Annotated in this window: 19 protein-coding genes and 2 pseudogenes; 8 read left to right on the top strand and 13 right to left on the bottom strand. The window is 63.7% G+C overall.

The window, feature by feature from the left end:
• Window positions 1–10 precede the first annotated feature (10 nt).
• The 4 genes from AC5IJH_RS05150 to AC5IJH_RS05135 all read right to left on the bottom strand — a co-directional run bounded on the left by AC5IJH_RS05150 (window position 11) and on the right by AC5IJH_RS05135 (window position 3,159).
• Entirely contained in the window at window positions 11–523 is a 513-nt protein-coding gene (locus tag AC5IJH_RS05150) for a cell division protein FtsL (protein WP_491901734.1), read from the bottom strand.
• 261 nt (window positions 524–784) lie between these two features.
• On the bottom strand, window positions 785–1,744 hold the full coding sequence (rsmH, locus tag AC5IJH_RS05145) for a 16S rRNA (cytosine(1402)-N(4))-methyltransferase RsmH (protein ID WP_491901733.1): 960 nt from the start codon (window positions 1,742–1,744) through the stop codon (window positions 785–787).
• Window positions 1,745–1,795: 51 nt separating this feature from the next.
• Window positions 1,796–2,233, bottom strand: a complete 438-nt coding sequence (locus AC5IJH_RS05140; protein ID WP_491901732.1) for a division/cell wall cluster transcriptional repressor MraZ — start codon at window positions 2,231–2,233, stop codon at window positions 1,796–1,798.
• Window positions 2,234–2,658: 425 nt separating this feature from the next.
• Window positions 2,659–3,159: a DUF2127 domain-containing protein gene (locus tag AC5IJH_RS05135; protein ID WP_491901731.1), complete on the bottom strand. Its 501-nt coding sequence runs from the start codon at window positions 3,157–3,159 to the stop codon at window positions 2,659–2,661.
• Window positions 3,160–3,531: 372 nt separating this feature from the next.
• Between AC5IJH_RS05135 and AC5IJH_RS05130 the strand changes: the two genes are divergently transcribed.
• Both AC5IJH_RS05130 and AC5IJH_RS05125 read left to right on the top strand, forming a co-directional pair.
• On the top strand, window positions 3,532–4,020 hold the full coding sequence (locus AC5IJH_RS05130) for a fasciclin domain-containing protein (RefSeq protein ID WP_491901819.1): 489 nt from the start codon (window positions 3,532–3,534) through the stop codon (window positions 4,018–4,020).
• Between the two features lie 236 nt (window positions 4,021–4,256).
• Entirely contained in the window at window positions 4,257–4,667 is a 411-nt protein-coding gene (locus AC5IJH_RS05125) for an SRPBCC family protein (protein WP_491901730.1), read from the top strand.
• Between the two features lie 6 nt (window positions 4,668–4,673).
• Here the strand turns inward: AC5IJH_RS05125 and AC5IJH_RS05120 are convergent, their stop codons facing one another.
• The 4 genes from AC5IJH_RS05120 to dxs are packed head-to-tail and all read right to left on the bottom strand — an operon-like array spanning window position 4,674 to window position 9,206.
• Window positions 4,674–5,834, bottom strand: coding sequence for a hypothetical protein (locus AC5IJH_RS05120; RefSeq protein ID WP_491901729.1), 1,161 nt, complete (start codon window positions 5,832–5,834; stop codon window positions 4,674–4,676).
• Window positions 5,835–5,869: 35 nt separating this feature from the next.
• Window positions 5,870–6,829 (bottom strand): diacylglycerol/lipid kinase family protein, encoded by a 960-nt coding sequence (locus AC5IJH_RS05115; protein ID WP_491901728.1) that lies wholly within the window; start codon window positions 6,827–6,829, stop codon window positions 5,870–5,872.
• Window positions 6,830–6,873: 44 nt separating this feature from the next.
• On the bottom strand, window positions 6,874–7,299 hold the full coding sequence (locus tag AC5IJH_RS05110; protein ID WP_491901727.1) for a hypothetical protein: 426 nt from the start codon (window positions 7,297–7,299) through the stop codon (window positions 6,874–6,876).
• Window positions 7,300–7,319: 20 nt separating this feature from the next.
• The gene (dxs, locus tag AC5IJH_RS05105; protein WP_491901726.1) at window positions 7,320–9,206 is read right to left on the bottom strand and encodes a 1-deoxy-D-xylulose-5-phosphate synthase; all 1,887 of its coding nucleotides are present in this window, start codon (window positions 9,204–9,206) and stop codon (window positions 7,320–7,322) included.
• A 521-nt stretch (window positions 9,207–9,727) separates the two neighbouring features.
• Between dxs and AC5IJH_RS05100 the strand changes: the two genes are divergently transcribed.
• Window positions 9,728–12,103 (top strand): PAS domain S-box protein, encoded by a 2,376-nt coding sequence (locus tag AC5IJH_RS05100; RefSeq protein WP_491901725.1) that lies wholly within the window; start codon window positions 9,728–9,730, stop codon window positions 12,101–12,103.
• An 87-nt stretch (window positions 12,104–12,190) separates the two neighbouring features.
• On the opposite strand, the gene AC5IJH_RS05095 is transcribed toward AC5IJH_RS05100, so the two are convergent.
• From AC5IJH_RS05095 to AC5IJH_RS05080, 4 genes and pseudogenes are all read right to left on the bottom strand, one after another.
• Window positions 12,191–13,813, bottom strand: coding sequence for a rhamnogalacturonidase (locus AC5IJH_RS05095; RefSeq protein ID WP_491901724.1), 1,623 nt, complete (start codon window positions 13,811–13,813; stop codon window positions 12,191–12,193).
• Between the two features lie 11 nt (window positions 13,814–13,824).
• Window positions 13,825–15,789 (bottom strand): acetate--CoA ligase, encoded by a 1,965-nt coding sequence (gene acs, locus AC5IJH_RS05090; protein ID WP_491901723.1) that lies wholly within the window; start codon window positions 15,787–15,789, stop codon window positions 13,825–13,827.
• A 68-nt stretch (window positions 15,790–15,857) separates the two neighbouring features.
• Window positions 15,858–16,546: pseudogene (locus AC5IJH_RS05085) on the bottom strand (Rossmann-fold NAD(P)-binding domain-containing protein).
• 87 nt (window positions 16,547–16,633) lie between these two features.
• Window positions 16,634–18,271 carry a peptide-N4-asparagine amidase gene (locus AC5IJH_RS05080; protein ID WP_491901722.1) on the bottom strand — a complete coding sequence of 546 codons (1,638 nt, stop codon included), beginning with the start codon at window positions 18,269–18,271 and terminating at the stop codon, window positions 16,634–16,636.
• A 288-nt stretch (window positions 18,272–18,559) separates the two neighbouring features.
• On the opposite strand from AC5IJH_RS05080, the gene AC5IJH_RS05075 reads away from it, so the two are divergent.
• Complete coding sequence (locus tag AC5IJH_RS05075) at window positions 18,560–19,936, top strand: L-lactate MFS transporter (RefSeq protein WP_491901721.1); 1,377 nt, start codon at window positions 18,560–18,562, stop codon at window positions 19,934–19,936.
• A 12-nt stretch (window positions 19,937–19,948) separates the two neighbouring features.
• Window positions 19,949–20,128: an MFS transporter small subunit gene (locus tag AC5IJH_RS05070; RefSeq protein WP_491901720.1), complete on the top strand. Its 180-nt coding sequence runs from the start codon at window positions 19,949–19,951 to the stop codon at window positions 20,126–20,128.
• Between the two features lie 51 nt (window positions 20,129–20,179).
• Here the strand turns inward: AC5IJH_RS05070 and AC5IJH_RS05065 are convergent, their stop codons facing one another.
• Complete coding sequence (locus AC5IJH_RS05065; RefSeq protein WP_491901719.1) at window positions 20,180–22,039, bottom strand: DUF2339 domain-containing protein; 1,860 nt, start codon at window positions 22,037–22,039, stop codon at window positions 20,180–20,182.
• Window positions 22,040–22,137: 98 nt separating this feature from the next.
• Between AC5IJH_RS05065 and AC5IJH_RS05060 the strand changes: the two genes are divergently transcribed.
• The 3 genes and pseudogenes from AC5IJH_RS05060 to AC5IJH_RS05050 form a co-directional block, all read left to right on the top strand.
• Window positions 22,138–22,932: an Hpt domain-containing response regulator gene (locus AC5IJH_RS05060; RefSeq protein WP_491901718.1), complete on the top strand. Its 795-nt coding sequence runs from the start codon at window positions 22,138–22,140 to the stop codon at window positions 22,930–22,932.
• On the top strand, window positions 22,929–23,627 hold the full coding sequence (locus tag AC5IJH_RS05055; RefSeq protein WP_491901717.1) for a response regulator: 699 nt from the start codon (window positions 22,929–22,931) through the stop codon (window positions 23,625–23,627). Before AC5IJH_RS05060 ends, AC5IJH_RS05055 begins: the two co-directional genes overlap by 4 nt.
• Before the next feature lie 276 nt (window positions 23,628–23,903).
• A pseudogene (locus AC5IJH_RS05050) lies at window positions 23,904–24,422 on the top strand (OmpA family protein); the annotation flags it as partial.

Raw genomic sequence — 24,422 nt, 5'->3', positions numbered from 1 at the left:
TACATCGTAACTACGGCTGTGTGCGCACCTGCGCCATCACGGGAGCGCCCGGTCCAAGGTCCGAATCCATGCCGCTCTCCGGCCGCACGACTTGGCCGGGTCGCGGTGCATCCATACCCAGCCGCCGCGCCTCGCGGTCCAGCCGGTTCAGGTCGCAAAGCTGCGCTTCGTGCAGGCCGAGCTGCCGATTCTGCTCATGCATCTGCTCCAGCTGCTGCTTCTCCGCTTCCACGCGGTAGCCGATTTCAATCGACGAGAAGTGCTGCCATCCGTAGAGCATCACCATCGCAAACAACATGGTCATGGCGATCGCGAACCGGCGCATCTCCTTGACGCGCACCGGATCGGCGGCCTTCACCAGCCGGGTGTTGTCGAGGTGCTTCGCGAAGAAGACCTCCGGGGTAGGACCGCGGCGGGCGCGCTGCTGCGCATGGAGCAGAAGCTGATTGCGCTCTGCGACTCCATCGACGCCGCTACGAAATCCATCGAGCCATCCTTGCGCTGCCATCGCCTGTGTCGCCATTGTCGTCCTTCCATCCGGTGCGTACAGCGTTGGCATGCACCGAATATAGTGCATGCTGGGGGAATCAAGTTAGTACACCCTGTGGAACCAGGGTGATTACTACCGACCCTGATCCTCCCAGGCGCTGCCGCCCTGAACCATCTCGTATCGAATCGCTTCAGCGACCCGGCTTGCCGGTCCACCGAAGCGCTTACTGACAACTCTCAGGTCTGCCTCGAACACTTCCCGGCAGAAACCCTTTCGATGTTCTCTTCCAACCACTTACCGCCGCCTGAAGCTCTCCGCTGCTGGCTCGGCAATCCGCTCCGCGACGCGCAATTTTGCGCTGCGGGACCGGGGGTTGCGATCCATCTCTTCCTCATCGACGGGAAGGGGCTTGCGGGAATCCAGGTGGTATATACCTACCCTGGCTCCCTCTCGCATGGCGTCCTTTACCAGCCGGTCTTCGAGTGAGTGGAAGCTGATCACCGCGAGGCGTCCGCCCGGCCGCAATAGCACCGGTGCTGCCTCGAGCAGGGCCTTCAATTCCCCCAACTCATCGTTCACGTGAATCCGGAGTGCCTGAAAGGTACGGGTAGCGGCGTGCAATCGGTCAGATTTCATCGCCGGGGCGGCAGCCGATACGACCCGGGCCAGTTGCCCCGTAGTCGAGATCGGCCGCGCCCTGACAATGGCTCTGGCGATTCTCCGCGACCTCCTTTCCTCTCCGAATTCGTAAATCAGGTCAGCGAGTTCTTTTTCGCCGGCCTGGTTTACCACTTGTGCGGCAGTCGTCCCTCGACGCGGATCCATCCGCATGTCGAGTGGCCCGTCTGCCTGAAAACTGAATCCTCTGTGCGCCTCATCGATCTGCAGTGAGCTGACCCCGACATCGGCCAGCAGCCCATCCACACTGCCCGGCTCGAGCAGGCCCTTGGCCATCGAGAAGGGCTCGCTGTGGAGCACCAGCTCCGGCATGCGGTCACCCAGCTCCTCGGCCAGTGCTGCCAGCCTGCGGGTGGCGATTGCCATCGCTTCCGGGTCCCGGTCGAAACCGACCAGTGTGCCCGTCGCGCCCGGCTGGCTTACCTCTGCCAGCGCTCGCGCGATGCCGATCGAGTGCCCGGCCATGCCTAGGGTGGCGTCTACATACGTCCCACCCGCGCGCACATTCAGAGAACGGATCGCTTGTTGGAAAAGAACCGGCACATGGCGTCGTTCGTCGCTGCGTTCCGCCGTCATGCGCACCCCCTGAGGGGTTTTGAACCTTTGCTGCTACAGCCGCCTTCGCTCTTACAGTCCAAGCTCAGCCAGGGCTGCTTCATCGTCCGCGGTCATCGGCTCGGACTCGAGCTTGGCGCGGAACAGATCGTGATTCGCGACTTCCAGGTAGTTCAGCTTGCCGAACACCACCACATTGCCCATCGTCTTCGCGGACTCACGCAGCACCTGCGGGATCAGCACCCGCCCCTGTGCGTCCATCTCGGCCACCTGGCCGTAGTAGCTCGTCCGGTCCAGCCACTTCTTCTTTGCCGGCACCGTGGGCATCGCCAGCACCTTCTCTTCAATCTTTTGCCACTCCGGCATGGGCCAGACCTGCGCCCGCTCGCCGTCCACACTGGTAATGAAGAACTGGGCCCCGTACCGCTCATCGACTTCGCGCTTGAAATCAGCAGGGATCTTGAGACGTCCCTTTTCATCGACGCGGGTTGGGTGATTGCCACGAAACATCCTGTCCAGCCCGCCCCTCGGTGCTACTCTTCACTCGGTTGCGCTGGTCTCCGGTCAGATTCACTACTTTTGACCACTTCCGACCACCAACATCCACATCCTAGCCCAGCTTTCCCGGCGGTCAAATGGGAAAAGCGGCAGCGCATTCGGGCAACCCGCCTTCCCAGGCGAAAGCACAACAGAGCCGGTCCCGAATGGGTTCATCCCCTACAGGCAGTGTTTAGCGACTGGGTTCTCCAAGGCTTCCGGGGCTTGTCAGAACGAAAAAAGCGCGGTATACGCCTTTTCTTCGCCATTACGTCCGTGACGGACGTGACCCGTGTGTGGGATTCCCTGTTGAAAAACAGGGCCTAAATCGAGGGTGCCTGAGGAAAACTTTTCGAGCTCGGCGGAGAGATTCACGCCGCGTGGCGACCGGAACGGCCTCAGTGGGCTCGGTGAGCCCGCAGACGACGCTGCTGCACCCACAGAAGGTAGAGCAGCACGATCACGTTGATGACGCTGAGCCCCACCTTCACCCAGGTAAAGTGGCGCACGATCTCGAAGATCTCCCAGGGCAGGAACGAGGCGGTCAGGCCGATGGTCAGCCACTCCGCCCAGGCCTTTTCGAGCATCAACCCTGTGCCCTCAACGAAGTCGAGTGCGGATTTAAGGAAAATGCCGGCGCTGATCAGCCGAATCTTGTGCGGCGTCAGCAACTGGACCTTGTCGAGAAGGAAGTTTACGAAGCGGCTCTCGGGATCGACCCGGATCGCCATCGCGGCGCGGACCAGCAGGTCCGCCAGATCGCGGTGCAGCAGTCGGATGACTCCGACCCCGATGAGGACGAAGACCAACCCTTCCAGCACCTTGAATCCGCCGATAAGGACCAGCCAGCGATCGTGTGACGGCCGGGTCGCGGCGCGCTCCATGGATTGGGTGGTCATTGGCTCCAAGTATTAGACCATCTCACCGCTTCCTGTCTTGGATGCGTATCCCTCTTCCGTGCCCCGGTGGTCGCACAGCAGAGCTCGTGCCTTGTGCGTCCGCCGGCCGATGTCCCGGTTCTTGCGTGCCATGCACATTCGGGACTGGCTTTGTGATGACACTGGAATTCTCGTGGGCACAGCAATCCACCCCGACACCCAGGGCGTTCCCTCAGTGCACCAAGACGTTGTGACAGGCAAGGCCGGCCACAGCGACTCCTCGACCAACACTCGAGAGACGAAAGGAATTCACTGATGAAGCTCAAACACCTGTACGCGGCCGGCATGGCCCTGATTCTCGCCCTTGGCACCACCACCTTCGCGCAGGACGCCATGAAGAAGGACCCCAACGTGGGTGGCGCGCCGATGTACTCGAACAAGAACATCGTCGAGAATGCCGTCAACTCGAAGGACCACACCACCCTGGTCGCCGCCGTGAAGGCAGCTGGCCTGGTGGACACGCTTTCCAGCCCCGGCCCGTTCACCGTCTTCGCGCCGACCAACGAAGCCTTCAGCGCACTGCCTGCCGGCACGGTCGACACCCTGCTCAAGCCTGAGAACAAGGACCAGCTGAAGAAGGTTCTGACCTATCACGTCGTGGCCGGCACCATGGATTCCAAGGCGATCAAGAAGGCCATCAAGGAAGGCCACGGCAAGGCGACCCTGACCACGGTTGAGGGCGGCACGCTGACCGCAGCCATGACCGGCGGCAAGCTGGTGCTGACCGACGAGAAGGGTGGCACGTCCACCGTCACCATCGCGGATGTCTACCAGTCGAATGGCGTGATCCACGTCGTGAACGCCGTTCTGCTCCCTAACTAGTTTTTCGCAGTTTGCTCCATGGCTTTGGAGGAGAGCAGACCCCAACCTGCTCTCCTCATTTTTTCTTGCGCCCCTCTACACTGGAGCCATGGTCGAGGCCTCGCACCTTCAACATGATCCCGCGGACGCGCGCGCCCGACGCCGGCGTCCCTCGTTCACTGCGGAGCAGTGGGTTCCCTACCCCGTCGCACACGTCTTCGACTTTTTTTTCCGACCCAGAGAATCTGCCGCGCCTGATGCCGCCCTGGCAGGATGGCCGCATCGACAGCATGGAGCTGACGCAGCCCGATAACGCGCGCATCGCCAATGCCGCAGGACCGGGCTCACGCATCCTGCTCAGCTTTCGGCCCGTGCCGCTGTCTCCGGTGCGCCTGCACTGGCTCGCGCTGATCGACGACTACGTCCTCGACCAGCGATTCTGCGATCTCGAGATCACCGGCCCATTCGGCTACTGGCGGCACTGCCACCTGGTTAGCGCGGAGCGCCACGGCTCGCTTGAAGGCACACGCATTACCGATGTTGTCGATTACGAGTGGCCGGTGCGGCCGCTCAGCCCGCTGATCGATATGTTTGGTGGACGGCTACAGATTCAGCAGATCTTCCGTTACCGCCATCGCGCAACCGAGCGCCTGCTCGCCACAGGTTAGCGCGAATCAGATCACCTTGCCGCGGAACAGGAAGATCAGCTCGATGATCAGGATGATCACGACGGTGAACTCAAGCAGGAACGCGCGGCTCTGGTTGAACTGGTCAACCATGAAGCGGTAGAGATCATCCGCCGTGCGCAGCTTCTGCGTCACCAGGTTCTTGTAATCGGGGACACCGATCTTCGCCGCTGCCAGCCGGTAGAGGCGCGCCGCGAACATGTCGCTCAGAAACTTGATCGCATTGTCCGCGTGCTCGGTCAGCTCCATCACGTCGAGCAGCTTCGAGTAGAGCGCGTTGGCCGAGCCGGCCATGCGCCAGCGCCGCAGCAGGCCATTGCCACGCTCGAGCGCGTCGTACACGACTTCGAGTTCGCGTGTCAGCAGTTCGTCATAGTGACGAAACTCGAGCAACTGCGAGTTCGCATACTCGAGCAGTTGCAGCGCCATCTGCGCGCCGGACGGCGTGTCGTAGAGGAACGCCGCATTCCAGCCGATCACGGCTACGTCATTCGGGTAGAAGGAAATGCGCGACTGCAGCACTTCGTTGTTTTCGCTCTCGGCCAGTCGCGTGCTCTCGCCACGTACGATCTCTGCCACGAGTGGTCCATGCCGCTCCAGCAGTTCAGCCGCGGTGTGCACACCGGCGACCTCGCGCAGGTGAAAGACGAAGTAATCCTCGTTCAGCCACTCGGGATACCGTTTGATGAAGGGCGAGCGGCCCACACCTTCTGCGCGCTTCAGCCGCTCCTTCACGATCTCTGCGGCGCGGCTCGCAAAATCGATATCGGACACCCAGCGGCTTGCCAGGTTCACGAGCTTGTCCCAGTCTCCGGCGAAGGGCAGCTGGAAGACGACGCTGACTACGCCGTAGTCGTAGTACTTGATCTCGGCCTGGAGTCGTTCCCCACTCTCGAGCACCAGCGGTTCGAGCGCCTCGACCACGGGTGGCCGCTGATAACTGATGTATCCCGGCGCCGGATGCTTCATCGTCGGCTTGGCGACGGTGCGCGCGTTGATGATCTCGCTCAATCGCGGCAGCAGGATCTCTTCACAGATATCGAACTGGATGAGAACGAACACTGCGCCGACCAGCGCCGCGGTGCTGCCGCCATCCGCGTGCGCGTTTGCGCTGACAGCCACAGCTTCGGTCGTGATCAGCTCGGCCATACGGCTATGCTACGCCGCTGCTTGTACGCTTCCAGTTAACGCGCGAAGGGCCGCTTCTCCGGTTGCGAGAGCAACCTCACACTCACACCGGCCATCTCCATCGTCGCGCAGGAGTGCCCGAGGATTTCACCGTCGGCTTCGACCGTGACCAGAGGCCGATACTTCACTCCGGGTATGGCTCGGCATTCCACACGGCGCACGCTCTCATAGCGCCCCGCCGTGCCGTGAGGGAGTGGGCTATCGCGCTGTCCGCCGCCGAGCAAGAGTCCCTCGACCGATGCCGTCGCCAGCCGCCACCTGGACGCACCCTCGACACTGGCGAGTCGCAGGCATGGACGGGCAAGATCGGCGCCGGTTCGCCAGAGATTCAGCTCCGCCACCCGCACTGCAATTACTTCGGAGACACGGCGCTCGATCGTCTGTCCGTCGAGAGTGTCGACGGTCATATCGAACGCCTGCACGCGATGCGTGAACAGCGTCTTCAGGCCCGCAACAAAGTAGGCCGCCGCGCCCGTCCGATCCTTCTGGAGCGGGTCGGTGGCTTGCATCATGGCCGCGTGCATGCCCATGCCGGCCGCGACCGCGAACAGCCATGTTCGCGTCCCGTCCGCATCGCAGCACGTCAACTTCCCGAGCGGCACATTGCGTGGCTCTGCGGTGAGAAGCCAGCGCGCTGCTTCTTCCGGCCGGCGAGGAATCGCGAGGTTCTGCGCGAGTACATTGCCCGTCCCAAACGGAATGATGCCCAACGGCATCTCTGTACCCGCGATGCCCTGCAGCACATCAAACACGGTGCCATCGCCACCGCAGACCACGACAGCATCGAAGCCGCGCCCGACCGCCTGCTTTGCTTTTGCCCCGGCTGCCCGGTTTGCGCCCGTCTCCCGAAGCTCGACCTCGAGGCCAGCCTGCTCAAACACGCGGAGGACACCGCGCAAGTGCCGCGCGCCGGGAGTTGCAAAGCGCGGCTTGGCCAGCAACAGGATCTTGCGCACCGAGCCATCCTAAACGGGGAGGCTTTGCCACTGCTCCGTCGCGATCACGGGACAGACGGTGCGCGCTGAAACACCCAGTCCGGCACCATACCGCTTGCCCACTGCAATGAAAGCCGATCCGGGGTGATCTCGGCGATTTCGAGCATGTCGCGTTCGTGTTCGAACCCGGCAACCAGAGTCACCTTCCCATTCGCGACGCGACTGGTGACGGGCACTGTCTGGTTCTGAGGAGCGACGCCTTCGAAGTGACCGCTCGCCACCTCAGTGAACGTTTTGGGTAAGGTGAGTTCGCCATGCAAGTGGCCGTGCCGCGCCTGCAGGGTCATGGTCATGAGCTGCTGATCCTGATCGTGCAGCACCCAGGTGCCTGCGTATGGCTCCATCCGCACGCGATGCGCACAACCAGTGCCGGCTAACGCGAGCACGCAGGAGAGAACCGTGATCGACGGCGCTGCGAAGACTCTCGCCAACGAAGCCTCCAGCAGATCAGCTAACGCGCAACCAGCCTGCGCTTGGGCTTCGACTTCAGGATCGGCTCAAGCTTTTCGAGCGCTGCTTCCACGCTGATGCCGTGCTTCGCGCGCAATGCCTCGACCTTGCCGTGCTCGATGAAGCGATCCGGCCAGCCGATGCGCACCACCGGCACGTGATAGCCCATCTCGTTCAGCGCCTCGAGCACTGCGGATCCGAAGCCGCCCATCAGTACGTGATCTTCGAAGGTGACGAATGCATGCACCCGCTTGGCGTAGCGCTCCAGCATGTCGCGGTCGAGCGGCTTCACGAAGCGCGGATTGATCACCGCAGCCGAGCGGCCGTCGTGCTCGAGTTCAACGGCAAGCTGCTCGGCCATCGGCAGCAGCGCACCGAGGCCGAGAATGGCGATGTCTTCACCCTCGCGGATCACCTCAGCCACGCCGACTGGCAGTGCGACCGGGTGCGGCTTTACGGCGGTGCCCGGGCCCGTGCCGCGCGGATAGCGGATCGCGCTTGGGCCCGGATGCTCGAGCGCCGTCTGCATCATGTCCGCCAGCTCGTCTTCATCCTTCGGCACCATGTGGATGATGTTCGGGACGCCGCGCAGGTAGCTGATGTCGAACAGGCCATGATGCGTCGCGCCGTCGTCGCCCGACAGTCCACCCCGATCCATCGCGAAGATCACCGGCAGGTTCTGCAGGCAGACATCGTGCACGATGGGATCGAAGGCGCGCTGCAGGAACGTCGAGTAGATGGCGCAGACCGGGCGATAGCCCTTGGTCGCCATGCCAGCCGCGAAGATCACCGCATGCTCCTCCGCGATGCCGACATCGAAGTAGCGCGTCGGATGATGCGGACGGAACAGGTCAAGCGCGGTGCCGTTCGGCATCGCGGCCGTGATCGCGACTACCTTCTCGTTGTCATTCGCAAGCGTGACCAGCGTCTCCGCGAAGACCTCGGAGTAGGTGCGGCCCGCGGGCTTGGTCTCGCCCGTCTCCGGGTCGTACGGTCCCAGGCCGTGGAACTTCTTCACCTTGTCGAGAGCGGGCTGGAAACCGCGGCCCTTCTGCGTGAGGATATGGAGCAGCACCGGCTTACTCTGCCGCTTCAGGAACTGGAATGTGCCGATCAGCAACTCCAGATTATGCCCGTCGAGTGGACCGTAGTAGTTGAGGCCGAACTCCTCAAACAGCATCGACGGCCATAGCAGGCCCTTCGCTGCTTCCTCTGCCTTGCGCACCACCTTGGTTGCGGTCTTGCCGCCGAAGCGCTCGATCAGCCGCGCTGCGCGCGCATGCAGGTGGTTGTAGTGCTCATTCGTGACGACCTTATGCAAATAGCTGGCGATCGCGCCGACATTGCGATCGATCGACCACTCATTGTCGTTGAGCACCACGATCAGTCGCTTCGTCTGGTCCGCAATGTTGTTGAGCGCCTCGAACGAGATGCCGTTCGTGAACGCCGCATCGCCCGCTACGGCGATGACGTTCTCCTTCGTGCCTGCCAGATCGCGCGCTACCGCCATGCCCAGCGCCGCGGAGAGCGCCGTGCCCGCATGACCCGCCCCGTACACGTCATGCTCTGATTCCGTGCGCAGCATAAAGCCATTCAGGCCGCCGGGCTGACGAATAGTGTGGAAACGATCTGCGCGACCAGTGAGCAGTTTATGCACATACGACTGGTGGCTCACATCGAACAGAAAGCGGTCCTCAGGCGTATCGAAGACGTAGTGCATCGCAATGGTCAGCTCGACCACGCCAAGATTCGGGCCCAGGTGGCCGCCCGTCTTCGAAAGGCTGCTGATCAGGACTTCACGGATCTCCTGCGCCAGCTCGGGCAGTTGCGCAATCGGAATCTGCTTGAGATCAGCGGGAGAGTGAATGGAAGAGAGAAGATCGCTCATCAGGAGACCGCCACCAACTGGTCAGGGATTGGACGCGCCACAAAACAGAAACGACCTCGGCAGATTGCAACCCGCCGGACGCGGCGACTCCCTCTGTTCGAACCCTAAGTATAGCAATGTGTCGCGCTTAGCCCGCTCCCGAGTTGCGGCCTCAGCGGCACCCTGTTTTGCTCCGGCAACACAATGCGCATGGACTCAATGTCTTGCGTCTTCGAAGTCTCGGGTTGCCGATGCCCGGCTGAAACGTCCATTCAAGGAAGTCCTGATATCCACCGATGAGTTGGGCTACGATGAGCGCACTCTTCCTCGCCAAGCAACGGGCTCTCTCCCCGGGTGCGCGCCTCTCGCGCCGTGTCTCTTCCGACGTTCTTACACGCCTCCGCGTGTGTGTCTTACCCGAAAGGAGAATCACGTAAGTAACGGATTTTCCCCGGTTTGCGGATACCTCTGCACCAATAGTGGCAGTGGCTCACCCGTCCCGCTTTGACAGAATGATGACAGGCGATTCTTCCACCTAATTCATGCAGATTGCCAGCCCAACGACGATGCAAAGAGACGAAGCCGAGAGGCTCAAATCTCTCGCGCAATACGAAATTCTCGACACACTGCCGGATCCGGCTTTGGACGAGATCACGCGTCTGGCTGCCAGCTTCTGCCGCGCCCCCTACGCCTACATCTCCTTCATCGATGCGAGCCGCGTCTGGTTCAAGTCGCGCATCGGCTTTCTCAGCCGCCAGCAGCCACGCGCTACCTCCGCATGCCAGTACACGATCCTGGAGCCGAACGCGGTTGTGATCGACGACGCTGCACAGGACTACCGCTTCGCGCCCTCGGGCATTCCGCTCGCCGCCACGACCTTCTGCCGCTCCTATGCAGCGGCGCCACTGTTCTCGCCAAGCGGCGCCGTGCTCGGCACTATCGCTGTTTGCTCGCCTGAACCGAACATGTTCACGCGCGAGCATGGCCGCACGCTTGAAGTGCTGGCGCGGCAGATCATCACACGTCTCGAGCTCTATCAGAAGACGAATCAGCAGGACCGCATCGTGCGCTCGCGTCAGCGCATCGAGCGCGCACTCACGGTCGAGCGCAACTTCGTCACCAGCGTGCTCGATTCCATTCACGCGCTCGTGCTGGTGCTCGACACCGCGGGACGCATCGTGCGCTTCAACCGCGCCTGCGAAACGGTCAGCGGCTTCAGCTTCGCCGAGCTCGTCGGCCGCTCGTTCCCCGAAGAGCTCTTTCCTCCCGAGGAGCGCGATCACGCGCAGCGCATGTTTGAGCAGGCACGCGCCGGCAAGCTCGATTCCAGTTACGAGATGAAGTGGCGCACCCGCGATGGCGGCACGCGTCGCATCGCCTGGACCGCCAGCTCGTTGAACGACCCCCAGGGCGACATCAGCTTCGTGATCACCACCGGCATCGATGTCACCGAGCAGCGCCAGGAGCTTGATCGCCTGCGCACCAGCGAGGCACGCTATCGCCAGCTCGTCGAAGGCTCGCTCGGCATCATCTGCACACATGATCTCGATGGCAACATCCAGTCCATCAACGGGCACGCCGCCGCCATCCTCGGCCACACGCCCGAGGAGTTGATCGGCACGCCGCTGTTTGACTACATCGCCGACGATCATAAGCGCGATTACGAGCAGTACGTCAGTGCGCTCAACGAGCAGCACGAGCACCAGGGGCTCTTTTACTTCAAGCGGCCGAACGGCCAATCAGCCGTTGTTGCGTATCGCAACAAGCTGCTGCAGCTACCCGGCACGGAGCCTATCGTGCTGTCGCATGGCATCGACATCACCGAGCAGACCGACGCGGAAGAGAAGCTGCACGCGCTTATGCGCCAGCGCGAGTCGATCCTCGAGTCCGTCGGCGACGGCATCTGGGGTCTCGACACCGCCGGCAATCTCACCTTCTGCAACGAGATCGGCGCCAGCATGTTCGGCTACACGGTCGAAGAGATCCTCGGCAAGAACACGCACGATCTCGTCCACCACACCCGGGCCGACGGCACGCCCTACCTGCAGAAGGACTGCCCCATCCAGGCAGCCCTCCACTCGGATGACCCAGTTCGCATCGACAACGAAGTCTTCTGGCGCAAGGACGGCACGTCCTTCCCGGTCGAGTACGTCGCGAGGCAACTGGTGCACGACGGCATCGTGTCCGGCATCGTCGTCGCCTTCGCGGACGTCTCGGAGCGCCGTCGCCTCGATCGCATGAAGGACGAGTTCATCTCGACCGTCAGCCACGAGCTGCGGACGCCGCTCACCTCATTGCGCGCAGCGCTCGGCCTCATCGCCGGCGGTGTGCTCGAGAAGCGGCCGGAAAAGCTGGCCCAGATGCTCGATGTCGCGATCGGCAACTGCGATCGTCTCGTGCGCCTGGTCAATGACATCCTCGACTTCGAGCGGATCGGCTCCGGCCGCCTGCCGCTTCATCGCGAGAAGGCCAACGCCGTCGACCTGTTGCGCCGCGCCGCCGACCTGCAGCAGAGCGCAGCCTCGCAGCACAATCTGCACTTCCGCATCGATGCGCAACCGGTCGAGGTTCTGGTCGACGTGGATCGCACATTGCAGACACTGCATAACCTGATCAGCAACGCAATTAAGTTCTCGCACCCGGGCGGCGAGATCCGCCTCAGCGCAAGCGCGAACGGTGACGCTGAGGTCACCTTCGATGTTGAAGATCACGGCCGCGGCATCCCGCCTGAAAAGCTCGAGATCATCTTCGAGCGCTTCCAGCAGGTAGATGCGTCGGACTCCCGCGCCATGGGCGGCACCGGACTCGGGCTCGCGATCTGCCGCGCTATCGTCGAGCAGCATGGTGGGCACATTCGCGTCCACTCCACGCTCGGCCAGGGCAGCACGTTCAGCTTCACGATGCCGCGCGCGGTCTAACCTCGTTGCGGCACAGGGCGCAGCCACATTGGCTGCGCCCTCTTTCTTCCGCCTACGCTTTCACGCTCACGCGGCATCCGCCCCTTTTTAGATCTTCCGCCGCGTGACGTCGGCGAGCCGCACATCCTCGAGCGAGATGCTGCCGAACGAGCGGAAGTCGTGCACATCCCGTAGATCGAATGCCGGTGCCACGCGCGGAACCCGCACGCGAAAACAATCTGCACCTTCGACCTGATCGAGGCAGAATGCCGCGCGCGCATCCGTCGCCTCGGCCGCCACCTCGATGTGGCTCAACTCGACGTTGCGGACGTGTCGCATGTAGATGCCGGTGGCCGGCAACGGACCATAGATGCCAGGGTCGGGGTACGCGTTCTCTTTCACCGGCGGCTCGGCTGTCGCCATCGCAGCATCCCCGCCTCCAGCCTGGTGCAGGTATACGTCGCTGATCCGGATATCTTCGATCGGCTGCGCTGCGGTGCCGACGAGAAGGCTCGGCAACTGCCCGGCATGCGAACTGACAATGTTGGACAGGAGCACACGCCGCAGGCTGCCCACCGGCATGCCGCTGGGACCACGCATCCGTGACCCGAGAAACAGGAAGAACGGAGATTGGGTGATGTTGCGCATCGTGATATTGCTGAACACGACGTCCTCAATCACCGCTCCATCTGCCGTCTCAAGCGCGAAACCGCGGCAGCTCTCAAACACACAGTTGCTGATCGTGATGTTCCGGAAGCCGCCGTTCGACTCCGTCCCGCACTTGATGCGCCCCGTCGCCTGCGACGCAAACGAGGCAGGCATGGGCTTCCACGTCGCATCCAGCACGGAGCCGATCTGATAGCTGCCTGTGACGAAGCAGTTCGTGATCGTCACGTTCTCGGTTGGCCGCGCATAACCGAGCGCGAAGGAACTCTTGGGACAGATGCCGTCGTCGTACGGCGAATTCACCGTGCAGTTCGACACGCGCACGTTGCGGCAGCAGTCGATGTCGATGCCATCGCGATTCGTGTCGATGCGCAGGTTATCGATGGTCAGGTTATCGACGCCGGTGGCAAGAACGCCGAACCAGCCACCTTCAAAAATCTCGAAGTCGCGCAGCGTCACGTTGTGGCATAGCTTCAGCGCGATCGCCTTGTTGCCCTGCCCCGCCGCGCGGGTGGCAGGCGGGTACGTTGCGTCGGTCTCCCAACCACGGCTCAGCCCGCGGCCCCAGATGCGCCCTGGCCCCAAGATCGACACATCGTGCAGACCCTCTCCCCAGATCAGGCTATTGTGCCAGTGATTGTGACCATAATCCTGGTACGCCTCCCAGGCGCCCTGCGGCTCCGGAGCGTCGTACCCGCCACTCGCAGTGCCGGACGGAGCCGGCGCGGCTAGCAGCGTCGCTCCCGGCGCAAGGAACAGGCAGATGTGGCTGCGCAGGCGCAGCGAGTAGCTGGCGTAGGTGCCGGCGGAAAGCAGCACAGTGCCACCACCGATTGCTGCGGCTGCATCGATGGCGCGCTGGATCGCTGAAGAATCGATGGTGCGTCCGTCGCCCGTGGCCCCAAACCGCCGAACGTCGAAGACTGCTGCCACGGCCGCGCCGTCAGCACCTGCGGCCAATGCCACACCAGGAACGCTGCCCAGGACAGCTCCCGCACCCGCCCACCGGAGCAGATGCCGTCGGTCGAGCCCATATCCCGTCACGCCGCTCCGATCGTCTGACATGGACCCGCCTCTCAGACCTCTTCGTTCTCGCGCAGCCTGGCCAATACCTGAAGGTCCTCAAGAGTAGTCGTGTCGCCCTTGATGTCGCCGCCCGCCGCCAGTTCGCGCAGCAGTCGCCGCATGATCTTGCCGGAGCGCGTCTTCGGCAGCGCCTCCGTGAAGCGAATGTCGTCCGGCCTCGCCAGCGCACCAATCTCCTTCGCCACCCACGCGCGCAGTTCGTCTTTCAGATCCTTCGAGGGCTTCGATCCGCCTTCGAGCGTGACGAACGCCGAGATGGCCTGCCCTTTCAACTCATCAGGACGACCAACGACGGCTGCCTCGGCCACCTTCGGGTGCGCGACGAGTGCGCTCTCCACTTCCATCGTGCCCAGGCGATGGCCGCTCACGTTTATCACGTCATCGACGCGACCCATCAGCCAGTAGTAGCCGTCCTCGTCCTGGCGTGCGCCGTCGCCCGTCAGGTAAGTGCCGGGGAAGGCCGACCAGTAGGTGTCGATAAAGCGTTGCGGATCGCCATAGATGGTGCGCGCCATCGATGGCCAGGGCCGCCGGATGACCAGCAGTCCACCTTGACCCTTCGGTACCGGCTTGCCGTCTTTCGTCACGATTTCAGGCACGATTCCGGGCAATGGCCGCGTTGCCGAGCCGGGCTTCGTCGCAACTGCACCCGGCACAGGCGCGATCATCATCGCGCCCGTCTCGGTCTGCCACCACGTATCCACGATGGGGCAGCGGCCGTGGCCGATCTTCTCGTGGTACCACATCCACGCCTCGGGGTTGATCGGCTCGCCCACCGTGCCCAGCAGGCGCAGCGATGCGAGCGAGTGCTTCTCCACATGCGCATTGCCCCACTTCACGAATGCGCGAATCGCCGTTGGCGCCGTGTAGAAGATCGTGACCTTGTGGTCGTCGATGATCTTCCAGAAACGATCCGGCTCCGGGAAGTTCGGCGCACCCTCATACATCACGGTCGTCACGCCGTTCTGCAGGATGCCGTAGAGCACGTACGAGTGCCCCGTGACCCACCCGATGTCGGCGGAGCACCAGTACACATCGTCGTCCTTGAGATCGAAGACGATGCGGCTGGTGAAGTATGTGCCCACCGAGTAGCCGCCCGTCGTATGCACCAGTCCCTTCGGCTTCCCCGTCGTGCCGGAGGTGTAGAGGATGTAGAGCGGGTCTTCGGAATCGAGCGGCTCCGCAGGGCACTCCGGCGCGGCCTTCGCCATCTCCTCGTGCCACCAGTGATCGCGGCCGGCCTGCATCGTCACGTCACTGCCGCTGCGCTTATAGACGATCACGCTCTTCACGCTTGGACATTGCGCGAGCGCTTCGTCGACCACCTTCTTCAGCTTCACCTCGCTGCCTCGCCGGTAGGAGCCGTCCTGCGTGATGACCGCGACACACTGCGCGTCGTTGATGCGATCGACCAGCGCGTTCGCCGCGAACCCGCCGAAGATCACCGAGTGCACCGCGCCGATGCGCGCACAGGCCAGCACCGCGACGGCGAGCTCCGGCGTCATCCCCATGTAGACGGCGACGCGATCGCCCTTCTTCACGCCAAAGCCCTTCAGCACATTTGCGAAGCGCTGCACCTCTGCGTGCAACTCGCGGAAGCTCAGCTTGCGTGTCTCGCCCGGCTCGCCCTCCCACAGAATTGCTGTCTTCTCCGCGCGATCGCTCAACGCATGACGATCGACGCAGTTATGGCAGAGGTTCAGTTTGCCGCCGACGAACCACTTCGCATGCGGCGCATCCCACTCGAGCACCTTGGTCCACGGCGCGAACCAATCCAGATCGCCCGCCACCTCGGCCCAGAACTGCTCTGGCTCTTCGATGGATCGGCGATACATCGCGTCGTACTCCGCCGGCCCGTTCACATGCGCTTTGGCGGCGAACTCCGGCGGCGGCGGAAAGCTCCGCATCTCGCGCAGGATGGAACTGAAGTGCTGGTTCTCCAGGGACTCGGTCATGTCGCTCACTCTCTGCTGGTTTCCGCGCTCCACAGTAACGGGAAGCTCGCAGCAGGGCAAGCTATGGCTCAGGCCGTGGCGGGTCGGGCATCCGCGTGGGCGGCGTCATAGATGTCGCGGATCTCGAGCACCGGCCGCGGCCAGCCTGCGCGCGCCACATGCAGCATGGCCCGGCCCACCTCACGCGTCGTCACGATTGCTCGCGGAAACACACGCTGCAAGAGTGGTAGCAGGGGCCAGCCCACGCTGTAGAGCAGGCGGTACGCGCGCGTCCTCGAGCGGATTCCGTCCAGCGGAACGATGACGCCGGGCCGGAAGAGGAAGACACTGCGAAACGGCAGCGCTTGCACCGCGTTCTCCGTCTCGCCCTTCACCCTGGCCCACATCACGCGGCTCCGCGCGGTGCTGTCTGTGCCTGTTCCGGATACGTAAATGAAGCATGCCTGCGGACTGCGCTCAACCAGCGCCTGCGCAATCGCAAGCGTCAGGTCGTAGTCAGGCCACGATACTGCGGCTCCCGCATGCCAGCCGACGACACGCCGAGCGGGAAGAAGCACGCATCGCAGTTGCGCAGCTCGTCCGCATACGCGCTCACGTCGAACAGGTCGGGCAGCAGTACTTCGCGCAACTTCGCATCGGTTCGTCCGGTCGGCCTGCGCCCGATCACCAGCACGCTCGCGACGCCCTCGTCGCGCAGGCATTCCAGCAGCACGCCCTGCCCCACCATCCCGCTCGCGCCGAAGATGACGACATGCATGGCCCCACTCTACGCCACAGAAGAAAAGGCCCACCCCGGTCCATCTTCGGACCAGGGCAGGCCTTTGCTGTTCGTTGCTGATTGGCTCTAGTGGCAGCCGATATCGACCACCCCGGTCAGCAGCCCGCCCGCGGAGCTCAGCTGCTCGCCGTAGCAGTACCCGTTCGTGTCGCTCGCCTTGTAGGTCTGCGTGCTTGCCGCGCCCACAGGCCCGAGGAAGGCACCCGATGCGCTGAACGTGTCCGTGTCCTGCGATTGCACTTCGTTCGACACGTTGCTCGCATACGTCACCGCGCCGCCCGAGGTCTTCTGATCGCTCACGCGATAGACCTGGTCCGACGTGTTCAGCTCGGTGAACGATCCATCGGCCGCCACCTCCTCGTCGATCAGGAAATGGAACGGATACGTGTAGTGCTGCGCGTCGACATCGGTACGGTTGGCCTGCTGGCTGGTGGTGGTCTGGTCTACCGTCGTCGCCTGCGTGATGTCCTGGATGTATTGCGCGCTGTTGATGACGAACCTCTGCGCGTTGTTGAAGTGCACTGCGCCGTCGACCGTTGTCGTCACGCGGCCCGCAGAGCCGGTCACCCAGCCACTGATCTGGTACTTCCGGTCCGATGTCACGCCCACCGTGCCCGTCACGTCGCCGCCCGAGTCGGTGTTCAGGTTCTCGCTCACCACCGGGGTCGGCGCGGCGGAAAGCGTATCCACCAACAGGCCACCATTCGTCTGCTGGGCATGCGGATCGGTGAAGACCAGCAGGTTCGCCGTCGCGAGGAAGTAGGAGTTCGCGTTGAAGACGCTCAGCGCGACCGTGTGCGGCTTGTTGTCCGTCAGCGTACCCGCGAACGGTGTCAGGTTCACGCGGAATGGCTTGAAGTTCAGCGTCTGCACGCCAGGGATGGGCGCCCACAGATACGGATCGACACCGCCCGTATAGATCCACGGGTAAACCGGGGCGACTCCTGCGGGCTTGCCATCGATCGTGATCTCCGTCTCGCGGAAGGCCGTATTGCCGCAGCTATAGAGCTCGTTCGCGACGTCATTCGGCACACACGTCCAGTCAAATTCGTCGTTCGACTGGCTCTGCGCGAAGACATCGAGGTAGAGCTGCTGGATGTTGCGCGGCAGCGTGACCGTATCGGCGACCTGGCTGCTCGTCGTGTTCAACCCGGCTGCACCGCCAGCCTTGTTCGGCAGCGGCACCACCAGGTCGGCGACGCGCGGTGCAGGACTGGCGCCATCGGCGGGATAGAACTCGAGCTTCGCATTCGCGTAGATCACGCCGTCATACACCACGCCGCCGGATGTGCCGACGAAGTTGCCGAGTATCGCCTGGCCCGGCTGCGCGGTTTTCAGCCCGGCGCTCAGGTCGGTGATGTCGCTCTCCACGTGCCAGGACGGGCTCAGCGTGCGGCGCGGTTCGGCGGTCGTCCCGTAATAGATGTTCATGTCACCGATCAGGAACTGCGCTGTGCGATCGAACTGCCGCCCTGCGCTTACGGTGAAATCGGCCGAGAAGACGACCTTGGCCCAGGGGCCAGGGCACTCTGCCGGCGGCGCGTACGCGAACGTCTTGTTGTTGAAGTCGGCGAACGCCTGGTTCGTGAACAATTGCACCGTGCACGGCGTCGTATCCGGCCGAGGCACTGCGGGATCGGCAGTGATCGGGTTTCTCGATCCGATCACCGGGCCATTCGTGACCACGACCTGAGCGGGCAACACGCATGCAGGTAACAGGAGTCCGGCGAGAACAGACAAGCGGCGGGTGGAGAGGCGAAGGGGAAGGACATCGGGCATTTGTGAGCGCTCCCAGACGCACCCGCTCAGGAACCGGGCGCGAAGTGCGAGCCAGCATAGCAGCTAGCAGCGCGGCCACGCGGCGCCCCCTATGCGCGGCCTGCCTTCCGTTCCGACTCGGGAACTCTCTCGTCCTATGAAAAATCGAGAGTCGACGGGAGTTTGATTCGCGTCGTACTGTAGGACGGCTCTTTTCCACACTCACGGAGACTCATGTCTGCCCTTTCTTTCCTTGATCGTTCCCGCTCGGTCGCCAAGCCCGGCTTCAGCCGCTGGCTGGTTCCCCCGGCCGCACTTGCAGTCCACCTGTCCATCGGTCAGGTGTATGCCTTCAGCGTCTTCAAGAACCCGCTGCTCGCCATCAAGGCGGCCGACGGCGCGCAGTGGAACCTGAAGGAGATCGGCTACGTCTTCTCGATCGCCATCGCGGTTCTCGGCCTTTCGGCAGCGCTGTTCGGCAAGTGGCTGGAGACGGCCGGTCCGCGCAAGGCTATGTTCGTCGCCGCATGCTGCTTCGGGCTCGGGTTTGAGATCGCTGCCGCTGGCGCCTCTTCGCACCAACTCTGGCTGATCTATCTCGGCTACGGCGTGGTCGGCGGCGTCGGGTTAGGCATGGGGTACATCTCACCCGTCTCCACGTTGATCAAATGGTTTCCGGATCGCCCGGGTCTCGCCACCGGACTCGCCATCATGGGTTTCGGCGGTGGCGCCATGATCGGCTCGCCCCTCGGCACCAAGCTGATGGCCTTCTACAAGGCCGGCGGCCATCCCGCGATCCCCAGCACGTGGGTCACAATGGGCATCCTCTACTTCATCTTCATGATGTTCGGCGTCTTCACCATCCGCGTCCCCGCCGATGGGTGGAAGCCAGCCGGCTGGACCCCGCCAGTCAAGCACTCCGCGCTCATCAGCTCCCACAACGTGGATGTGAACGCAGCCATGAAGACGCCACAGTTCTACTTCCTGTGGCTCGTCCTCTTCCTGAACGTCACGGCGGGCATCGGCATCCTCGAGCAGGCCTCCCCCATGATCCAGGACCTCTTCCACGGCCAGGTCACCCCGGCTGCGGCAGCGGGCTTCGTCGGCGTGCTCAGCATCTTCAACATGGCCGGCCGCTTCCTCTGGGCATCCACGTCGGACTTCGTCGGACGCAAGCCCACCTACATGATCTTCTTCGCGATCGGCGCGGTTCTCTACTTTCTGCTGCCGCTCACCGGGACGCTGCATCTGGATAGCGTGCCGCTCTTCGTCCTCGTGGCCGGCGTGCTCATCAGCATGTATGGCGGCGGCTTTGCCACCATTCCGGCCTACCTGCGCGATCTCTACGGGCCGTATAACGTCAGCGCCATCCACGGCCGGCTGCTGACGGCATGGTCGGCGGCTGGCATCATCGGCCCGCTCATCGTCAACGGCATCCTCGACCACTACATCGCCGCGCACCTGCCCCGCGAGCAGGCCTATCCGCTCATCCTGCACATCATGACGGGACTGCTGATCGTCGGCTTTGTCGCGAACCTGATGGTGCGCCCGGTCGCCGAGCGCTTCTGGATGAAGGAACAACCCGCCGGGGCCGTCCCGGTCGGCCACTAAGGAGACCTGATCATGGCAACCGAGCAGAAGAGCTCATCCGCCCTTGTCGCAGCCGCGTGGATCGTTGTCGCGATCCCGCTGAGCTGGGGCATCTACAACACCGCACTCAATGCGGCCAAGCTGTTCACGCATCTGAAGCAGCCAGCCGCCACCGCGCCAGCACCGGCTCCAGCACCATCGAAGCCAGCCTGAAGCGCGGCTTTCACAACGAGGGGATCGCTCACGCGGTCCCCTTTTCTGTTGCTAGCGGGGATCGTTCTGCGCCGGAGCCCGCAGGTGCAGCCAGTCGCGCTGGTAGGCGAAGCTGACCCCGACCAGCAATGCGCCAAGCGCGAGGAAGCTGAGGCTGCGATAGCCCTGGCTCAGCGTGCTCGTATCGATGACAAATACCTTCACGATCGTCACCGCCAGCAGCGCCAAACCCTCCCAGCGCAGCGCCGCCACACGCCGGCGGAAGCCCCAGGCCAGCACCGCAACGCCGGCCAGCAGCAGCCAAGCCGAGTCGGTGAAGCGCTCCGCCATCCGCCGATCCGTGAGCGCGGCAGCGTAGTCCGCCGACCCCAGGCCGCGAGCGATCGGCTGGTTCGACCAGTACGTCCCAATCTCGCAGAGCACCGCGATCACCACCAGCGCATGCGTGAGCACCGCTCCAATCGCAACAGCCCGTCGCCACTCGAGTGACTCCGCGGCCACGTCACGTGCGATCCATGTCGCCGCGCCCACCGCCAGAATCGACGCCACGAAGCTCAGCATGCGCGGATTCCAGAGCACAACGTGCTGCGTTGTCGTCGCGTCGACCGCCAGCGAGACCAGCGCCACGGCGAGCACGCCTCCGGCCAGCGCCGTCAGCACCTGGCTGCGATGACGCGTCGCCAGCCAGACCAGGACAGCGAACCCCGCCATCCATTCCACCGTAACCCAGGAGCCATGCACGGCCAGCGGCACTGCAATCGCGAACAGCACGATCGCGATGGCGAGTTGCGTCTCGCGGAGCAGCGACCAACCCGCTCCAGACTCGCTCCTGCGCATCGCCGCGAAGATCGCAAGGTAGGCCATGCCGAATGCCGCCGCGCAGAACGCCGTCGCGGGGCTGCGCGTCCCGTTCTGCTGCGACACCATGGCGAAGAAACCGAAGAAGCCCAGCCCTGCGTTCAGCGCGCTGACCAGCACCCGCAGCTCTGGCCGTAGCGTCGGCGCTCCTCCGCGACCCGCCCATACCGCTGCCAGCGCAAACAGGACGAAGAAGAGCGCGAGGAAGACTGCGGTCTCAGCAAACGCGGCGGGGCTGTAGTACTGCCAGTACCAGCCCGCGTAGAACAGCGCTGTGCCGACAAATGCGAGCAGCAGTAGACGATCCCAGCGGCGGAGCACCAGCAACGCGAGGGTTGCTACGTTCATCAGCAGCAGGTAGCTGAAGAGAAACGTCTCCTGGTTCTGTCCCGTCGAGAGCAGCAGCGGCGTCGCGAAGGCGCCGACGATGGCATACACCGCCAGTAGCTCGGCGCGCTGGCGCCACGCCGTCCAAGCATTCGCCACCGTGACCAGCACCATCCCGGCAAACGCCACCCCGGCCGGCACCAGTCCGTAGACCGACGACGCCGTCCAGAGCGACAGGTAGAGCACGCCCGTGCCCAGCGCCTTCAGCGTGTAGGAGAACGCCGCGTAGCCGCGACTGCGAAAGCGCTCCGACCACAGCACCAGCGCCACGCCGCCCGCAAGCCCCACCAGGACGCGGCCCAGCGGCCCGATCCAGTGATTATCGAAGGCCAGCTTCAGGAACAGCGCGACCCCGATCAGCACCGCGAGAATGCCGATGCGGTTGAACCACTGCGAGCCCACGCGCGACTCGAGCGATTGCGCCTGGCGCACCGGCAGCGGCGTCACCGGCTGGCGTGTCTGCGCGGACACCGATGCGTCCCACGCAGCCTCGCGAATCGGAACCGGCTCGGCTGCCATTGCGTTCGCTGCAGGCACCGGTTCGCGGACGCCGCGCAGATCCGCGACCTCGGCCTCCAGGCGATACACCCGCGCGGTCAATGCCGCCAGCCGCTGTTCCAGCAATGCCTGGCCTGGGGGTAACGAGCTCTCGTCCTCTTCGCTCATGTGGCCTCCACTGTACAAGCACGGCTTCGCGCAACAAACGATCCAGTCCGCGCTCACCGCCTTCACGCCAGCCGGGCGGCTTCGCGTACTATGCGTCTGTGGACGGGAGTACGCACCTCAACGAGCTGGCAATGCTGCGGCCGAACGATGCTCGACCGGTCTCGATCCTGCTGGTCGATGACGACCCCATCGTGCTCGAACTGATCGCACTGCTGCTCGCGGCCAAGGGCACCGAGGTGATCCGGGCACTCGGCGGCCAGCGCGCCATCGAACTGCTCGGCGAGCTGCCAGCCCCACCCGATGTGGTGCTGGTCGACCACCAGATGCCCGAGGTCAGCGGCCCCGACGTCGCCCGCTTCGTTCGCGCATTGCCAGAGCCTCGACCCCGCCTCGTCGCCATGAGCGCGTCTCCACTGCCCGAGGGCGAACTGGCGCTCTTCGACGAGTTTCTTGCCAAGCCAGTCGATCGCGACTTGCTGCGCGCCGCCATCACTGGCCGTTCTACGCCGCGCACAGCGGAGCAGCCGGCGGCGGCTCGGTTGCCTGCAACGCTCGACGCCGCGACCATCGACAAGCTGCGCGCTATGATGCCGCCCGAGGCTATCCATGAGCTCTTTACCGTATACGTAGCAGACACGCGGCAGCGCATCGCGGAGCTCGAGCGCTGTGCCGCAGCCGGGGACGACGAAGGCCTGCGCCGCTGCGCCCACGCCCTGAAAGGCGCCGCGGCCATGTCCGGCGTGCATGGTGTGGCCACCATCGCCGCCGCATTGGAAGCAGGACAGGTATCGTATGAGGAACAGCCGAACCTCTTTCGACAACTCGAAAGAGCCTGCGACGAGGTAGAGCACACTATGCTGATCAGCAGCACGCCCTCCGGAGAGGCACGATGAGCCCGAACCCACCCGCAGCAGCCGAGCACCGCAACGGCACCATCCGTATCCTTCTTGCTGATGACCATCCGGTCGTGCGCATCGGTGTGCGCAACATGCTTCGCGCCGAGGGCCACTTCGATGTCGTCGGCGAGGCCTCGGACGGCGATGAGGCCATCACGCAGACGCTCGAGCTGTTGCCCGACATCCTGCTGCTCGACCTTTCGATGCCGCGCATGCCCGGCCTCGAAGCCATGCGCGCCATCATGAGCGGTTCGCCGCGCGTGAAGATCCTTCTGCTCACGGCGACCATCTCCACCCAGCAGGTCATCGAAGCGCTGCAGATCGGCGCGCGCGGCATCGTCACGAAAGATGCGCTGATCGACCAGCTCACTAACGCCATTGACGCCGTTATGCAGGGCGACTACTGGATCAACGGGCAGCGCGTCGTCAACCTCGTCGGCGCACTGCACGAGCTAATGCAGAAGGCCGCCGTGCCCGAGCGCAAGACCTACGGACTCACCCCGCGTGAGCTTGAAGTCGTCGGCTGCATCGTCGAGGGCTGCTCGAACCGCGACATCGCCAAGCAGTTCTCGATCAGCGAAGAGACCGTGAAGCGCCACCTGTCGAACATCTTCGACAAGACTGGCGTCTCCACCCGCCTCGAGCTGGCGCTCTTCGCGATCGCGCATCAGTTGGTCATGCCGCAGCCTTAAAGACCCGCCGCAATCAGGCACTCTCACGCCGGGGCATCATGCTCCGGCGTTTCACTTTCCCGAGCGACTATTCGCGTCAGAGTAGCAGGCCTAAGCTGCTGATTTAATGTATATTTAGCGTTCGCGTCACAGCCAATTTCGCCTCGCCCGCATCCACCTAATCATGCAGTCTGTTGTGCCCGGGCGCCCTGCGCCCATCCTCTGTGCTGTCGCGGCTCCGCTCCTGGCCTCACCTTTCGCCGCGCGCCATCTTCCCGCAAAACAAGGAGTGACTCCATGAAGTCGACCTTCCGTGCGAGTTCTGCGTCTGCTGCCCTGGCTCTCTCGTGTGTGTTGGCTGTGCCCGTGCTCGCGCAGGACACCAGCCCTGTCTCTCAGCCCACCCCGCCGCCCACGCAGGAGATGCGTAATGGCGAGCCGCTCTATCGCGTGCAGGTCATCGGGCGCGATATCGAAGCGATCAACTACTTCAACCGCACCGGCAAAACGCACATCGGCTTTGAGGGCACCAGCCTGCTGCCGCGCGCCAAGGGTTCGGCCTCCGTCGACAACGGCAAGGGCAACGCCACCATCGACGCGCACTTTGAAGACCTGCCGCCGGCCAACACCTTCGGTCCCGAGTACCTGACCTACGTGCTCTGGGCGATCACGCCCGACGGCCGCCCCAGCGCGCTCGGTGAAGTGCTCCCCGACGGCAAAAAGGCCGACATTCGCGTGACGACATCCATGCAGGCCTTCGGCCTGATCGTCACCGCGGAGCCCTACTTCGCCGTCACCATGCCGTCCGATGTCGTC

This window comes from Candidatus Dedyshia acidiphila, from assembly GCF_051025295.1.
Lineage (GTDB): Bacteria > Acidobacteriota > Terriglobia > Terriglobales > Acidobacteriaceae > KBS-83.
Note: the sequence above shows the minus strand (reverse complement) of the source record. Positions and strands in the feature narration are given on the sequence as shown.